Source organism: Pseudarthrobacter sp. DSP2-3-2b1 (genome assembly GCF_049895945.1).
In the GTDB taxonomy this organism is placed as follows: domain Bacteria; phylum Actinomycetota; class Actinomycetes; order Actinomycetales; family Micrococcaceae; genus Arthrobacter.
Window position 1 is genome coordinate 465,057 of the sequence record NZ_JAFCTI010000002.1, and the last position, 14,607, is coordinate 479,663.

Annotated in this window: 13 protein-coding genes; 5 read left to right on the forward strand and 8 right to left on the reverse strand. The window is 68.2% G+C overall.

Features of this window, described 5'->3' with window-relative positions:
- Nucleotides 1–42: 42 nt before the first annotated feature.
- Nucleotides 43–1,488: a glycoside hydrolase family 3 N-terminal domain-containing protein gene (locus tag ACP7AX_RS04710; RefSeq protein ID WP_426225636.1), complete on the reverse strand. Its 1,446-nt coding sequence runs from the start codon at nt 1,486–1,488 to the stop codon at nt 43–45.
- A 124-nt stretch (nt 1,489–1,612) separates the two neighbouring features.
- Here ACP7AX_RS04710 and ACP7AX_RS04715 point away from each other — a divergent pair, with 124 nt between their 5' ends.
- Both ACP7AX_RS04715 and ACP7AX_RS04720 read left to right on the forward strand, forming a co-directional pair.
- The gene (locus ACP7AX_RS04715; RefSeq protein ID WP_426225574.1) at nt 1,613–1,747 is read left to right on the forward strand and encodes a hypothetical protein; all 135 of its coding nucleotides are present in this window, start codon (nt 1,613–1,615) and stop codon (nt 1,745–1,747) included.
- A gap of 109 nt (nt 1,748–1,856) precedes the next feature.
- Nucleotides 1,857–3,008 carry a glutamate--cysteine ligase gene (locus ACP7AX_RS04720; RefSeq protein ID WP_426225575.1) on the forward strand — a complete coding sequence of 384 codons (1,152 nt, stop codon included), beginning with the start codon at nt 1,857–1,859 and terminating at the stop codon, nt 3,006–3,008.
- On the opposite strand, the gene tsaD is transcribed toward ACP7AX_RS04720, so the two are convergent.
- The 6 genes from tsaD to ACP7AX_RS04750 form a co-directional block, all read right to left on the reverse strand.
- Nucleotides 3,005–4,165, reverse strand: coding sequence for a tRNA (adenosine(37)-N6)-threonylcarbamoyltransferase complex transferase subunit TsaD (tsaD, locus tag ACP7AX_RS04725; RefSeq protein WP_426225576.1), 1,161 nt, complete (start codon nt 4,163–4,165; stop codon nt 3,005–3,007). The genes ACP7AX_RS04720 and tsaD overlap by 4 nt on opposite strands.
- The gene (rimI, locus tag ACP7AX_RS04730) at nt 4,162–4,683 is read right to left on the reverse strand and encodes a ribosomal protein S18-alanine N-acetyltransferase (protein WP_426225577.1); all 522 of its coding nucleotides are present in this window, start codon (nt 4,681–4,683) and stop codon (nt 4,162–4,164) included. Before rimI ends, tsaD begins: the two co-directional genes overlap by 4 nt.
- Nucleotides 4,683–5,354, reverse strand: a complete 672-nt coding sequence (gene tsaB, locus ACP7AX_RS04735) for a tRNA (adenosine(37)-N6)-threonylcarbamoyltransferase complex dimerization subunit type 1 TsaB (RefSeq protein WP_426225578.1) — start codon at nt 5,352–5,354, stop codon at nt 4,683–4,685. Before tsaB ends, rimI begins: the two co-directional genes overlap by 1 nt.
- On the reverse strand, nt 5,354–5,992 hold the full coding sequence (gene tsaE, locus ACP7AX_RS04740) for a tRNA (adenosine(37)-N6)-threonylcarbamoyltransferase complex ATPase subunit type 1 TsaE (protein WP_426225579.1): 639 nt from the start codon (nt 5,990–5,992) through the stop codon (nt 5,354–5,356). Before tsaE ends, tsaB begins: the two co-directional genes overlap by 1 nt.
- Nucleotides 5,989–7,239, reverse strand: a complete 1,251-nt coding sequence (gene alr / locus ACP7AX_RS04745) for an alanine racemase (RefSeq protein WP_426225580.1) — start codon at nt 7,237–7,239, stop codon at nt 5,989–5,991. Before alr ends, tsaE begins: the two co-directional genes overlap by 4 nt.
- 102 nt (nt 7,240–7,341) lie before the next feature.
- Nucleotides 7,342–8,433 (reverse strand): PfkB family carbohydrate kinase, encoded by a 1,092-nt coding sequence (locus ACP7AX_RS04750; protein WP_131682839.1) that lies wholly within the window; start codon nt 8,431–8,433, stop codon nt 7,342–7,344.
- Between the two features lie 70 nt (nt 8,434–8,503).
- On the opposite strand from ACP7AX_RS04750, the gene ACP7AX_RS04755 reads away from it, so the two are divergent.
- The 3 genes from ACP7AX_RS04755 to ACP7AX_RS04765 all read left to right on the forward strand — a co-directional run bounded on the left by ACP7AX_RS04755 (nt 8,504) and on the right by ACP7AX_RS04765 (nt 13,039).
- On the forward strand, nt 8,504–9,955 hold the full coding sequence (locus ACP7AX_RS04755; protein ID WP_426225581.1) for a 6-phospho-beta-glucosidase: 1,452 nt from the start codon (nt 8,504–8,506) through the stop codon (nt 9,953–9,955).
- Nucleotides 9,956–10,016: 61 nt separating this feature from the next.
- Nucleotides 10,017–11,324, forward strand: coding sequence for a D-inositol-3-phosphate glycosyltransferase (gene mshA / locus ACP7AX_RS04760; protein WP_426225582.1), 1,308 nt, complete (start codon nt 10,017–10,019; stop codon nt 11,322–11,324).
- A gap of 32 nt (nt 11,325–11,356) precedes the next feature.
- Nucleotides 11,357–13,039, forward strand: coding sequence for a formate--tetrahydrofolate ligase (locus ACP7AX_RS04765; protein ID WP_426225583.1), 1,683 nt, complete (start codon nt 11,357–11,359; stop codon nt 13,037–13,039).
- A gap of 37 nt (nt 13,040–13,076) precedes the next feature.
- On the opposite strand, the gene ACP7AX_RS04770 is transcribed toward ACP7AX_RS04765, so the two are convergent.
- The gene (locus ACP7AX_RS04770; RefSeq protein ID WP_426225584.1) at nt 13,077–14,525 is read right to left on the reverse strand and encodes an arabinose isomerase; all 1,449 of its coding nucleotides are present in this window, start codon (nt 14,523–14,525) and stop codon (nt 13,077–13,079) included.
- Nucleotides 14,526–14,607: the final 82 nt, after the last annotated feature.

Genomic DNA, 14,607 nt, shown 5'->3' on the forward strand with positions numbered 1-14,607 from the left:
CCCCTTTCATGGAGTTGCCCCGGTCATCAGCCGCGGCGGATTCTAGGGGCAGCCGGTTCCGGCGGGAAAGGGTCCGACGGCGGCGGGCAGCTTCCCCGGTGCTGTTGCCTTTCCGGCCAGGACGTTCGCGAGGGCGTCGAAGGCCCCCTGGGTCCGGCCGTACAGTGCGATTTTTGTGGGGGAACTGGAGTCCGCCAGGGGCCAGGGGGCATCCAGTGCCACGGCGATGTCGCCGCCGGCTGGCCGCCCCTTGTAGCCGATAAGGGTCACCAGCGGGCCGCTACCGGTGGCCAGCCCGGCCTTTGCGGCGGCTGCCTCGAACCGTGCCCTGTCCTGCGGGGAACCGCCGGCAAGCTGGACACTGCCCGGGACGAGGGCTCCGCTGCACGGGCCGGACATCACCGTGACGGCGGCAGCCGAGACACTGGCTGACAGTGCGTTGCCGCTGCCTGGCGCGGCTCCCGGTGGCTGGGCAGGTTGGGCGGCAAGCCGCCCGCGCCAGGCCATCATGGTGGCAACCCGCTGGGCCGCTTCGGTAAGCCGCTCAGCCGGCAGGCTTCCGCTGGCAATGGCCTGCACGATGGCGGCATGGGCCAGCCCCGCGTCGGCCGGCATCAGCAGGAGGTCAGCCCCGGCCGACAGTGCGGCCGGCGCGGCGGAACCGCCCGGGTAGTGCTTCTGCACCGCACCCATGTTGAGTGCATCGGTGATGGCGACGCCGTTAAAGCCCAGCCCCCGCAGTGCGGCGTAGGTGGGCCTGGACAACGACGCCGGGACGCCGGGTTCCAGGGCAGGTACGGCAATGTGCCCGGTCATGACCATGGGCACACCCGCCGCAATGGTGGCCTGGAACGGCTTCCAGTCACGGGCTTTGAGTTCGTCCAGGCTCGCGGGTTGCACGGGCAGGTCAAGGTGCGAGTCCACGCTGACGGAACCGTGTCCCGGGAAATGCTTGACGGCCGGGAGGAGCCCGGCGGCCAGCATGCCCTGGAAAAACGAGACGCCCAGGGCGCCGGCAGCGTCAGGGTTCCCGGACATCGACCGGGCTCCGATGGTGGGATCCGCGGGGCCCACGGTCACATCGGTGTCCGGGGCGAAGTCCACGTTGAAGCCCAACGGCGCCAGCTCGGCCGCCATGCCTTGCGCAGCATGCTTGGCGAGCGCCACGTTCCCGGCAGCCCCGTAACTCATGGGCGTTGGCCATTCAGTCAGGGTGGTGCCGAGCCTGGCGACGATCCCGCCCTCCTGGTCCACGCCGATGAGTCCCGGCCATGGCCTGCCGTCAGCGCGGGAGGCCTGGGCGAGCCGTGCGTTGATCGCCGTCATGGCAACCGGGTCCACCCGGCCGGTCGCATCAAGGGGGACGTTATCGCCCATGATGATGGAGCCTGAAAGGTGGAGCCGTTCAATGGTGGCCGCCTGTGCTTCCACGTTTCCGCCGGTGTAGAACGGCATAAGCACCTGGCCGGCCTTCTGCTCCACCGACATCGCAGCCACGGCGGCCGCGGCGGCATCCTGGTCCCGCTGTTCAGGACCCCACCCCAAGGGACGCAGCGCCGGGTCCGGTGAGGGGGAAGCGGGCGGGGGCGCCGCCGTCGGACTAGGTGATCCCGTGCTCGAGGCTGTGGCGGACGCTGAAGGCGAGGCCGGAACGGAGCCGGATGACACCGGAGCGTTGGCGGGGACAGCCGAGCAACCAGCCATCGCGGCTACGGTGGCGGCAGCAGCCAGAATAAGGGTGGTTTGATGAAAAGAGTCACACGTCCGCGGGAACAAGGCCATCAGAACCATGCTACCCCTGCACTAGACTTGAACGCGGCGTGCGCCGGGCACAACGGGAACAGTTAGGGGAACGCATGAAGATTGATTTCGCTTCATCGAAGCAATCAACTCTTGGTGTGGAGTGGGAGTTGGCGCTCGTTGACGGTGAGACCGGCGAACTGGCCTCGGTAGCCAACGAGGTCCTCCGCGGCGTTTCAGCCAAGCATCCCGAACTGAACGAAGACGACGAACACCCGCACATCAAACAGGAACTGCTCCTGAACACGGTGGAACTGGTCACCGGCATCTGCGAAACCGCCGGCGAAGCCAAGGAAGACCTCAGCCGCTCACTCGCCGCCGTCCGCGAGGTCACCGATCCCATGGGTGTGGAAGTCTTCTGCGCCGGCAGCCACCCGTTCAGCCCGCCGCAGCTCCAGCCGGTCACGGACAAGGCCAGGTACGCCAAACTGATCGACCGCACGCAGTGGTGGGGCCGGCAGATGGTCATTTACGGCGTGCACGTCCACGTGGGGCTGGACCGGCGCGAAAAGGCCCTTCCGGTGCTCGACGGACTGGTCAACTACTTCCCGCACTTCCAGGCGCTCTCGGCGTCGAGCCCGTTCTGGGGCGGCGAGGACACCGGGTACGCATCCCAGCGCGCCCTGATGTTCCAGCAGCTCCCCACGGCTGGCCTGCCGTTCCAGTTCCGGTCCTGGGAAGAATACGAGTTCTACGCCCAGGACATGTTCACCACCGGGGTGATCGACTCGCTGTCCGAGATCCGCTGGGACATCCGGCCCGTCCCGCACTTCGGCACCATTGAAATGCGCATCTGCGACGGCCTGGCCACCCTGGAGGAAGTCGGCGCGATCGCTGCCCTCACCCAATGCCTTGTGGACGAATTCTCCACCACCCTGGACAACGGCGGAACCATCCCCACCATGCCGCCGTGGCATATCCAGGAGAACAAGTGGCGTGCCGCCCGCTACGGTATGGACGCGATCATCATCCTTGACGCTGCCGGCAACGAGAAACTGGTCACCGAGCACCTGATGGAAACCCTCAACCGGCTGGAACCTGTGGCAGCGAAGCTCGGCTGCCCCGACGAACTGGCCGACGTCGAGAAGATCATCCGCCGCGGCGCCGGCTACCAGCGGCAGCGCCGGGTGGCCGCCGAGCACGGCGGCGACCTGCGGGCCGTGGTCCTGGACCTGGTCAAGCAGATGCGGAACGGCCCGACGGCCTAGGCACCTCGTTCGGTGTTTTTGGCCGGGAGGGACACGCTGGTGACCGGCATGGAGGAGTCCGGGGCGAAGCGGATGCCGCTCGGCCCGATCCCGGCCATGACAAGCTGCGCACCGAGGGCCGCCACCATGGCGCCGTTGTCCGTACACAGGTCCAGCGGCGGCACGAGAAGCGTGATTCCCGCCGACGCGCAGCGCTTGGCTGTCAGCTCGCGAAGCCGGGAATTGGCCGCCACGCCGCCGCCGAGAAGGACATCCTTGATGCCGTGTTCAACACAGGCCAGCACGGCTTTGGAGGTGATCACGTCCACCACGGCTTCCTGGAACGCAGCCGCGATGTCCGCAACCGGAAGTTCCTCGCCGCGGGCCTCGAACTGCTCAACACAGCGGGCGACGGCGGTCTTGAGCCCGCTGAAGGACCAGTCGTAGCGGTGCTTCCCCGGTTCCTCGGCCGTGCCCATGTATTTGGGCTGGGTGAGGCCACGCGGGAAACGGATGGCCTTGGGGTTGCCTTCCCTGGCCAGCTTGTCGATAGCCGGACCACCGGGGTAGCCCAGGCCCAGGATGCGGGCGACCTTGTCGTAGGCCTCCCCCGCGGCGTCATCGATGGTTGACCCGAGGAGCTGGACGTCGCTGGTGATGCTGTTGATTTTGAGGATCTCGGTGTGCCCGCCGGAGACCAGCAGGGCGCCCAGATGGTCCGGGAGAACGCCACTGTGACCAAGCCCGGCCGCAACGGAGGCGCCGGCACTTCCGGCGGCAGCACCGGCGTCGTGCTTTCCGTCCAGCAGCCCGACGCCCACGTGCGCCACCAGGTGGTTGATGGCGTACAGCGGCTTGCCGGTGGCCACGGCGAGCGCCTTCGCGGCACACACCCCGACCATCAAGGCGCCGGCCAGCCCGGGCCCGGATGTGACGGCGATGGCGTCCACGTCGTCCAGCGTCACTCCGGCGTCGGACAGTGCCTGCCGGAGGGTGGGCACAAAGGCGTCCAGATGCGCCCGCGAGGCGATCTCCGGGATCACTCCGCCGAACCGGACGTGTTCGTCCATGGACGAGGACACCGTGTTGGTGAACAGGGTTGTTCCGCGGACTATCCCGACGCCGGTCTCGTCGCAGGAGGACTCAATGCCCAGCACCAGTGGCTGCGTGGTGTTCATTCCTGGCCTGCTTCCGTTGGGGATTCCGCGGCTGTTCCGGCGCCGTCCGGGACCAGCTGCAGCCGCATGATCAGGGCATCAACGCCGTCTCGGTAGTACTTGCGGCGGACGTGGATTTTTTCGAATCCGAACCGCACGTAGAGCTGCTGTGCGCGCGGATTGTCTTCGCGAACTTCCAGGAGGACGTCAGCGGCGCCACGGCTGCGGGCCTCGTCGATCAGCCGGGTCAGGAGGGCCGAGCCGATCCCGCGCCCTTCGAATTCAGGCACGACGGCGATGGTCTGGACATCCGCGATCGGCTCGATGCACATCAGGCCGGCGTAGCCCACGATCTCGCCGCCGCTTTCGGCCACCAGGTAGCGGCGGGTCTCGGGCTGGGACAGTTCGGCCAGGAACATCTGCAGCGGCCAGGCATCGGCCGGAAACAGCCTTTGTTCGAGGGTGTTGACTGCCGGAACGTCCTCCAGGGTCATGTCACGGAGGACGACGCCGTCAGCCTGCGGGGACTGGGCCGCCATCACAGTGCCCGCTTCCGCGGCCCGGGGACCTGGGCATCGGATTCGCGCAGGTACAGGGGGGTGGAGTCCAGCAGCTTTCCGCCGGCTGCCAGCCGGGCCAGGGCGAACTGGCCGAGGTACAGGGCGTCCGGCTGTTCATTGGCGAAGTCCGGGTCTGCCTGCAGGACGTCACTGTAGAGTCCCGCGCCGGCCCCGTAGGCCGGGAGGTCCGGCAGGCCGGCGGCGAAGCTGACGTGCGGGCCGTCCTCCAGCCGGGGCAACTGCCCGTCCGCGAGGCTGTACCGGGCCCAGTAGACCTCTTTCCGCCGGGCGTCCGTGACCACCAGGAATTCCGCCGGTGCATCAGTGGACTCGGCCACCTCCAGCGCCACTGCGTCCAGGCTCATGAGGCCGTACAGCGGTTTATCCCAGACGAACGCCAGGGTGCGGGCGGTGGCGATCCCGGAGCGCAGGCCGGTGAACGGGCCGGGACCAACCCCGGTCACAATCGCGTCGATGTCGCTTCCCGTGACGCCGGCGCCAGCGAGCAGGTCCTGGATCCCGGGGGCCAGCACCTCCGCATGGCTTCGGGTGTCCTCGGTGGAGAAGCTGGCCACCACGCCTTCGAGGGCGTCGTCCGAGACCAGGGCGGCACTGGCCACGGCCGAGGTGTCGATGGCAAGGATAAGCATCAGGGGGTCCCTTCGATGGCGCTGCTGCCGGTGAAGGCGCCGCCGGCGCTGTCGGCCCAAAAAGGCCTGTCGCTCCAGCGCGGGCCGAACCCGCGCAGCACGATGGTGCGGGGTTCGTCGTCGTCGTCAGTATCAAAGTCCAGTGTTTCGGGGTGGTCGGGTTGTGGCCCGCCGGCACCGGGCCTGGGCGTTTCCAGCCCCACGGCGCGGTGCAGATCCACCTCAAGCCGGCTCTCGCTCAGGTGCTCCACACGCCCGCGCCCCCATTCCACCACGGTCACCGATGAGTCCATGGTGTTCTCCAGGTCAATGTCATCGATCTCGGACGCTGAACCCAGCCGGTAGGCGTCCACGTGGACCAGGTCAGGGCCGCCGGGGCGGGGGCCGTCAGGCAGGTTCGGGTGGATGCGCACCAGGACGAACGTGGGCGAGATGACCCCGGCCCGCACGCCCATGCCCTCGCCGAGCCCCTGCGTGAAGGTGGTTTTACCGGCACCCAGCTCGCCGGTCAGCACCAGCAGGTCCCCGCGCTCAAGCTCTGCCCCCAATGCCGCGCCGAGCGCATGGGTCTGGTCCGCCGTCGTGACCTTCAGTGTCAGGTCCCAGTTCGGCGCCGCCGCGGCGGCCGGCACACTCACGGCGTCTCCTGGCCGTTAGCCGGGGATCTGTCGCTGGGAGTGCCGCTGGAAAGGCCGACGGCGGGATGATCGTTGATGAACCGGCGCGGCACCCGGGGGCTGATCCGGGTCACGATCTCGTAGTTGTTGGTGCCGGCGGCGACGGCCCAGTCGTCGGCGGTGGGGCCGCCGTCGTCCCCGCTGCCGAACAGCACGGCTTCGGCGCCGAGGAGGCCCGCGCTGGCCGCGCCGACGTTGCCCAGGTCGATAACCATCTGGTCCATGGCGATCCTGCCCACCACCGGGTACGTCCTGCCGGCAATCCGGACGGGACCGCCGGTAGCCACCCTGGGCACGCCGTCGGCATAGCCCATCGGGATCAGCGCCAGGGTGCTGGGTCCCTGGGTGCGGTAGCGGAGGCCGTAGGAAACGCCTTGCCTATCCGGCACGTCCTTGCACTGGGACACCACGGTCCGCAGCGTCATGGCCGGGCGAAGTCCCAGTTCAGCGGAGGTCTGGCCCTCGAAGGGCGAGAGGCCGTAAATGCCAAGCCCCACCCGCACGAGGTCGAAGTGGGTATCCGGCCGTGACAGCGTGGCGGGCGTGTTTGCCAGGTGCCGGACTTCGGGGTCCACGCCGGCGTCCTCGGCTGCTGCCAGCACTTCGCGGAACACTGCCAGCTGCTCGTCGGTTTCCGGACGTTCGGGTTCGTCTGCCACCGAGAGGTGCGAGAAAATGCCCACCACCCGCAGGAGGCCCTCGTCCTGGTACTCCATCGCCTCGCCCAGCAGCTGGTCCCAGTGTTCCAGGGTCACGCCGTTCCGTCCCAGGCCGGTGTCCACCTTCAGGTGGATGCGGGCGGGACGTTCCTGGTCGCGCGCGGCCGCCACAATCCGGTCGAGCTCCCAGCCCGAACAGCCGATGTCGACGCCGGCAGCCACCGCCGCGGCGAAGTTGCTTTCCGTGGTGTGCAGCCAGGCCAAGAGGGGCGCTTCGATGCCGGCCGCCCGGAGCTGCAGGGCCTCGGAGATGTGCGCCACTCCCAGCCACGCAGCACCGGCTTCGAGGGCCGCCCGCGCCACGGGGACCGCGCCGTGCCCGTAGGCGTCGGCTTTGACCACTGCCATGACTTTCGCGGGTGACGCAGCATCCGCCAGCCTCCGCACGTTGTGCCGGATGGCGTCCAGATCGATGACGGCGGACCGCTCGTACAGAGGATCAGTTCCTGCGGCCGCGCTGCAGTCACCGGTTGCTACGGGGTAAGTCACGTTAGTGATTCTAGTGCTGGCGCTCGCGGCCGGATAATCGCAGTGCTTTCACGGGCTGCGCTCAGCCGTCCCGCCCCGCCCCCAGGCGTCCCGCCGCCGCAATCAGGCGTCAGACAGGTGCGCGATCGTAGCCGTCGCCCGGCGCTGCGCCCCCATCGGGACGTCGTGCAGGATCTCGGCGAGGAACCCGAACCGGCGGAGCCATTGGCTGCTCTGGCGTTCGGGCCGGGAGTTGGCCTTCTGCCACCAGTCGGCAATGTCGCCCCAGCCGGGAGCCGCCAGCGATCCGCCCACCTCCTGCACCGCCAGGGAAGCGCAGAGGTTCGCGAAGCGGAGCCGGTTGCCCAGCGGCCAGCCCGCCAGGGTGCCCACGATGAAGGCGGCGTCAAAGCAGTCGCCGGCGCCGGTGGGATCGAACGCAGTGACCGGCAGGGATGGCACCCACTCCTCCTCCCCCGTCTCGGAGTCCACGGCCATGGCACCCTGCGGCCCGAGCGTCACCACCGCCACGGGAACCCGGTCCGCCAGCGCATACAACGCGGACCACGGGTTGTCCTTCCCCGTGAACGCCATGGCCTCCCGCTGGTTGGGCAGGAACGCGTGGAAGTACTGCAGGTTTTCAAGCCGGACCGGACTCCACTCCCCGCTGGGGTCCCAGCCCACGTCCCCGAAAAGTTTCACGCCGGACTGGTAGGCCTCCTTGGCCCAGGGCTCAATCTCGAGGCCCAGCTCGGCAATCCCGGCGAGCGCCGGCGGCGGCGTCCCGATCAGCTCGGAAGCTGTCACAGGCGCGGGGTGGCCATGCGTCACCAGGGACCGGTCCTGCGCCACGCTGAGTGAAACAGTCACCGGCGAGTGCCAGCCCGGTACCCGGCGCGAGAGGCTCAGGTCCACGTGCTCCTGCCCGGCCAGGATCTTCCAGTTGTAGTCCCCGTAGCCGTCGTCCCCGAACGCCGCGGCCAGTCCCGTGCGGAGGCCCAGCCTTGCCGCGGCGATGGCCTGGTTCGCCACGCCGCCGGGGCAGCTGCCCATGCCTTCGCTCCAGATTTCGGTGCCCGGTTCCGGGGCGTGGGGCAGGCCGGTGAAGATGATGTCCTGGAAGACCGTGCCCGCGAGGATCAGATCGAACTCCCCATCGGCTGGCTGTCGGACGAAAGAGAGCGGATCGAAGCGGCGGTCCGGGATTGCGTCCATGTCCGGCAGACTACGCCCTGGCGCCGCGGGGCGGTAGGGGCCGGCCAGCCGGCGGCCTACACTGCTGATTATGCGTCTCATGATTGCCGGCGGCGGCGGGTTCCGCGTGCCGCTTGTGTACCGGGCCCTCACTTCCGGCCCCTTCGCGGGCCTGGTCAGCGAGCTGGTGCTGTTCGACGTCGACCCCGCCCGCCTCGCGGCGATCACCGCGGTGCTGCGGGCCATGCCAGTGCCCGACGGCGGCGGGCATGCGGGTGCCAACGCGCCGGTGGGAGCCGCCAAAGCGGGTGCCCATCCTCCCGTCATCCGGACCACCGCCTCCCTGCCCGAGGCCCTGGCCGGAACCGACCTCGTGTTCGCGGCGATCCGGCCCGGCGGCACGGCCGGCCGCATCGCCGACGAACGGGTGGCACAGGGCCTCGGCCTGCTCGGCCAGGAGACCACGGGCGCGGGCGGCATCTCCTACGCCCTGCGGACCATCCCCGAAATGCTGCACCTGGCGAATCTGATGCGGGAGCTATGCCCGGACGCGTGGCTGATCAACTTCACCAATCCGGCAGGCATGGTCACGGAGGCGCTGGTGCCAATCCTGGGCCGGAAGGTCATCGGGATCTGCGATTCGGCAGGAGGCCTGGTGCACCGGGCGGCGCGGGCGGCGGGCGTCCCGCTGGCGGACGGACGGCTCGACGGCGTGGGCTACTACGGGCTCAACCACCTCGGCTGGCTGTACCGGCTGGAGTCCGGCGGGCGGGATGTGCTCCCGGAACTTCTCGCCGACGCCCAGGCGCTGCAGACGTTCGAGGAGGGCAGGCTCTTCCCGCAGCCGTTCCTGGCCGGGCTCGGCGCCTTGCCCAACGAATACCTCTATTACTACTACCAGCGGGACAGCGCCGCCGCGGCCATGCGGGCCATGCCTGCCACCCGCGGCGAGTCCATCCACCACCAGCAGGCCCAGCTGTATCCGCGCCTCGCGGCGGCGGGCGGCGAGGCATTCCAACTGTGGGACGCGGCCCGCCGATCACGCGAGGAAGGCTACCTCGCCGAGGCCCGGACCCATGGTGAGCAACGCGACGAGGCGGACCTTGCCGGTGGCGGCTACGAACGCGTGGCGCTGGCGGTGATGAGCGCCCTGGCAGGCGCGGGCGATGCGCAGCTGATCCTGAACACGCCCAACACGCTGGGGCCGGCCCAAAGCACCGCGGCCCAAAGTACCCCTGGCGAACCGGCCATTCCGGGGTTGCCGGCGGACGCCGTCGTCGAGGTTCCCTGCACTGTAACGCCCGACGGCGCAGTGCCGCTTCGCCAGTCAGCCCCGGCACCGGAGCAACTGGCGTTGCTGCGCCGGGTCAAGGAGGTGGAACGGCTCACCGTCCGTGCCGCTACCCACGGCGACCGGGCCGCGGCCGTTAACGCTTTCGCCCGGCACCCCCTGGTGGGCCCGCCCGAACTGGCGGCGGACCTGCTTGCCGGCTATGAAGCGGCGTTCCCGGCGCTGCGGGAGCTGTGGCGTCCGCAGGAGTAGTGTTTTACCGAGTGGACAACAGCATGGCCGGCGCGCGTTCCGGCAGCGGGAAGGGGAAGGGATGACACTGATCCGCAGGGTCGCACTACTCTCCCTCCACACCTCCCCCATGGAGCAGCCTGGCTCCGGCGACGCCGGCGGAATGAACGTCTACATCCGGGAGCTGGCACGTGCGCTTGCTGAGACGGGCGTGGAGGTTGAGATTTTCACGCGTGCCACGTCAGCCAAGCAGCCCGCCGTCGAACATCCGGATCCAGGGGTGTGCGTGCACAATGTGCTGGCCGGGCCGTCGCGGAAGATCCCCAAGGAAGAACTGCCTGAGCTGTTGCACAGCATGGTGGCTGAGATCGAGCAGATCCGCCAACGCCAGAAACACGGCAGGTATGACGTCATCCATTCGCACTATTGGGTCTCCGGGATCGCCGGCCTGGAACTCTCCGGGCTCTGGGGCGTGCCGCTGGTCCACACCATGCACACCATGGCCAAGGTCAAAAACCTCCTACTCGAATCCGGCGAGAAGCCCGAGCCGCGGCGGCGGGAGGAGGGCGAGCATCGGATCGTCGACGGCGCCGCCCGCCTGATCGCCAACACCACCGCCGAGGCCACCGAACTCGAATCCCACTACGGCGCCGACCCGGACCGGATCGACATCGCGCCGCCGGGGGTGGACCTCGGCACGTTCACCCCCGCGTTCCGGACGCGGTCCCGGGCCGAACGTGGCGTCCCGCCGGAAACCTTCCACATCCTCTTCGCCGGCCGGATCCAGCGCCTGAAAGGACCGCAGATCCTCCTCAAGGCCGCCGCCAAGCTGCGGTCCCGGCGCCCGGACATCGCACTCCGGATCACCATCCTGGGCGCGCTGAGCGGCAACAAGGACTTCAACCTGCATCAGCTGATCACCGAGGCTGGAATGGACGACGTCGTCACGCACCTTCCTCCGGTCAGCGCACCGGAGCTGGCGTCCTGGTTCAGGGCGGCCGACGTTGTGGTGATGCCCTCCTACAGCGAGTCCTTTGGCTTGGTGGCGCTCGAGGCCCAGGCCTGCGGGACGCCGGTAGTGGGGACCCGGGTGGGCGGACTCTCGCGTGCCATCAGCCACGGCCGCACCGGGCTCCTGGTGGACGGGCACCACGCTTCGGACTGGGCAGATGCGCTTGAGGCCATGTATGACGATCCCGCAACCCGCGAGGTCATGGGCCTTGCTGCGGCCATCCAGGCACAGAACTCCGGCTGGCAGCACACCGCCGCCATCACGCTGGAAACGTACCGCGCCGCCGTCGTCGATTCTTTAGGACGCCGGCTGAGCCCCGCGCTGCCGGGTGTTCCGTCTACTCCCTCTGTTCCGGTGCCTTTGCCCAACGATTTCTAAACCAGCCCGCTGCACCCAACCAAAGGACAAGGATGTCTGAACGGAATACGCTCACCGACCACGAGATCGCCCGGCAGGCCACCATCCGGCCCATCGAGGAGATCGCGGCGGCGGCGGGCATCAACGCCTCGGCGTTGGAACAGTACGGGCGGTACAAGGCCAAGATCGACCCCGAGCAGCTGGAGGCGCCCGCCCCGGCGGGGAAGGTGGTGCTGGTCTCGGCGATGTCCCCCACGCCTGCCGGTGAGGGGAAGTCCACCACCACGGTGGGGCTGGCCGATTCGCTCGCCAGGTTGGGCCACAAGGTGATGATTGCCCTGCGCGAACCCTCCCTCGGTCCGGTCCTGGGCATGAAGGGCGGCGCAACGGGCGGCGGCTACTCCCAGGTGCTGCCGATGGACGAGATCAACCTGCACTTCACAGGCGATTTCCACGCCATCACCTCGGCCAACAACGCGCTCATGGCCCTCGTGGACAATCACATCTACCAGGGCAACCAACTGAACATCGACCCGCGGCGGATGACGTTCAAGCGGGTGCTGGACATGAATGACCGGGCCCTCCGCGAGGTGATCATCGGCCTCGGCGGACCCACCCAGGGTGTCCCCCGGCAGGACGGCTTCGACATCACGGTGGCCTCCGAGATCATGGCCGTATTTTGCCTGGCCGAGAACCTGGCCGATCTCCGCGAGCGCCTGGGCCGCATCACGTTCGGCTACACCTATGACCGGGCTCCCGTCACGGTGGCGGACTTGGGCGTCCAGGGCGCGCTGACCCTTCTGCTCAAGGAGGCCATCAAACCGAACCTGGTGCAGACCATCGCCGGGACCCCCGCGCTGGTGCACGGCGGGCCGTTCGCCAACATCGCACACGGCTGCAATTCGCTGATCGCCACCCAGACGGCCCGGCGGCTCGCGGACATCGTGGTCACCGAGGCCGGCTTCGGGGCCGACCTCGGGGCGGAAAAGTTCATGGACATCAAGGCGCGCGTCGCCGGGCTGGCTCCGTCCGCCGTCGTGGTTGTTGCAACGGTGCGGGCGCTGAAGATGCATGGCGGTGTGCCGGTGGACCGGCTCCGCGAACCGGACCTTGAAGCACTGCAGGCCGGGGTGGCGAACCTCAGGCGGCATGTCCACAACGTGGAGAAGTTCGGCGTGACGCCGGTGGTGGCCATCAACAGGTTCTCGTCCGACACCGAGGAGGAGCTCAACTGGCTGCTCGAGTGGTGCGGGGCGGAGGGGGTGCAGGCAGCGGTGGCCGATGTCTGGGGCCGCGGTGGCGGCGGGGACGGCGGCGACGAGCTGGCAGCCAAGGTGGCGGCGGCGGTGGCGGCGCCGAACAGTTTCCGGCATCTGTATGCGTTGGATTTGCCTGTGGAGGAGAAGATCAGGACCATTGCCCAGGAGATCTACGGCGCCGACGGCGTGGACTTCTCCGTTCCTGCACTTAAACGGCTGGCCGACATCGAAAAGAACGGCTGGACCGGACTGCCCGTCTGCATGGCCAAGACCCAGTACTCGTTTAGTGACGAGGCCGCCCGGCTGGGAGCGCCAAAGGGCTTCACCATCCACGTGCGGGACCTGATCCCCAAGACCGGCGCGGGCTTCATCGTGGCGCTGACGGGTGCGGTGATGACCATGCCGGGACTGCCGGCCGCCCCGGCCGCGATGCGCATGGACGTGGACGACGCCGGCAACCCCGTAGGCCTCACCTGACCTAGGGGGCTTTGGGGCGGTGATGGGCGCGTCAGTGTTATGGGAGCGCCACGTGCCGGTGTTCGATGCCCAACAGGGATGCTGCTGCCTCGATGTCGCCAGCACGGTGCCCGATACAAAGAGCCCAGTGGTGGCCAATGCCGGTCCGGCTCCATTTGTCCACCCAAAGGCCCGGGTCCCCGCCGAAATCGACGCGGGAGGTGGTGTTGCCGATTGCGAGCAGCGGGCCGGGAACCACTTCGCCTTCGGAGGTGACGAAGAAATAGCTGCCGTCAGGGTCCTGCCCAAGGCCGAGGGTAGTGACCGGTCCTTGTCTTACATCGAATTCGACCGAAACGCCCCAGCCGCGTTTGCCGTGGTAAACGCCCAGGCCACGCAGCAGCGGATCCTGCGCCGATACAGCGAGATGTGCCGGTCCGTCGTGGCCCATCTCCACCACATTGTCGAAAAAGTTCAGGGCCTGGATTTCGGTGAACGAACCGCCGGCGCCGATGGCCTGTGCGGTGAGCATGGCAATGGAGGTCCGCAGTTCGAATTCGCCGGCCATCGGAATTCCCCGGGCCGTGAGGATGGAGGATCCAAGGATCATCCCGGCCCCCAGCCGTTCGTGCTGTTCCCCAGCCAGTCCGCGGTGGTAATAGGCCACGGAGTCAAGATCGAAGTCCTCCACCAGGCGGTCCAGACCCACCGATACTTTGGCACCCCAGGCGATGTCGTCGTCGTTCACGGAGCTGTCCACCACAAAAAGGTCGCGGGCCAGTTTGAGCCGTTCGGCTACCTGTGCCTCGGTTACGGCGTTCACACGTTCACGTAGGTCGTCGAATTCCAGCACTTCCACATGGGAGCCGAAGGTTGTTGAGACGGTGGTCAGATCGGTTGAGACATCCAGCATGCCCGGATAGAGGTGTCCCATGAGTCCGTGCCGGGCATTGCGCAACCGGGCGCGGACGCCGGCAGCGTGGACCCACTGGGTGATCCGTTCCCAGGCGGATTCCTGCTTGAGGTACCCGGAGACGGAGCGGAAGTCGATCCCGGCCCGTCGGAAGACGTTGGCGACCTCCGGCACCGGGCATTGGCCGCAGTAGGCCAGCCACTTGCCGGTATCAAAGGTGGCATGGTCCATCGCTTCGGTCGGCTGCAGGTCGATAATCAGGACCGGGGTCTTTGTCCGCTGGGCGATGGGCAGGACCATGGAAGAGGTCAGGTAGGTGGCCAGGAAGATGACGATCAGATCGCAGTCTGCGACACGCAGCTTTTCGCCGGCCGCGGCGGCTTCGCGCGGGTCGGAGACGAAGCCGGCGTCGATCACTTCGGCGTCGAGTCCCTCAAAACGGCCCGTGACGTAGCGGACGGAGTCCTGCAACTGAGGCAGGAGATCGGGAAACTGGGGCCAGTAGGCGCCCAATCCGCCGGCGACCAATCCGATCCGGGTGGATCTCCGCCGGTGCTGTTTCAACAGCCGGGTAGCCGATTGTTTCTGGTTCATGGAGAGGGCGCCTTCCGGCACGGTGAACAAAAATCGCAGTTCTTGGTTCGCGGAGGAGCCGGGCGGGCTGTCAGTGCCCGCC

Excerpts from the sequence above, each read along its gene's own strand:
- mshA (WP_426225582.1), top strand. The coding sequence starts at position 10,017 with ATGACACTGATCCGCAGGGTCGCACTACTCTCCCTCCACACCTCCCCC.
- tsaB (WP_426225578.1), bottom strand. The coding sequence starts at position 5,354 with ATGCTTATCCTTGCCATCGACACCTCGGCCGTGGCCAGTGCCGCCCTG.
- ACP7AX_RS04755 (WP_426225581.1), top strand. The coding sequence starts at position 8,504 with ATGCGTCTCATGATTGCCGGCGGCGGCGGGTTCCGCGTGCCGCTTGTG.
- ACP7AX_RS04765 (WP_426225583.1), top strand. The coding sequence starts at position 11,357 with ATGTCTGAACGGAATACGCTCACCGACCACGAGATCGCCCGGCAGGCC.
- ACP7AX_RS04750 (WP_131682839.1), bottom strand. The coding sequence starts at position 8,433 with ATGGACGCAATCCCGGACCGCCGCTTCGATCCGCTCTCTTTCGTCCGA.
- ACP7AX_RS04710 (WP_426225636.1), bottom strand. The coding sequence starts at position 1,488 with ATGTCGGTGGAGCAGAAGGCCGGCCAGGTGCTTATGCCGTTCTACACC.
- tsaD (WP_426225576.1), bottom strand. The coding sequence starts at position 4,165 with ATGAACACCACGCAGCCACTGGTGCTGGGCATTGAGTCCTCCTGCGAC.
- ACP7AX_RS04770 (WP_426225584.1), bottom strand. The coding sequence starts at position 14,525 with ATGAACCAGAAACAATCGGCTACCCGGCTGTTGAAACAGCACCGGCGG.
- rimI (WP_426225577.1), bottom strand. The coding sequence starts at position 4,683 with ATGGCGGCCCAGTCCCCGCAGGCTGACGGCGTCGTCCTCCGTGACATG.
- ACP7AX_RS04720 (WP_426225575.1), top strand. The coding sequence starts at position 1,857 with ATGAAGATTGATTTCGCTTCATCGAAGCAATCAACTCTTGGTGTGGAG.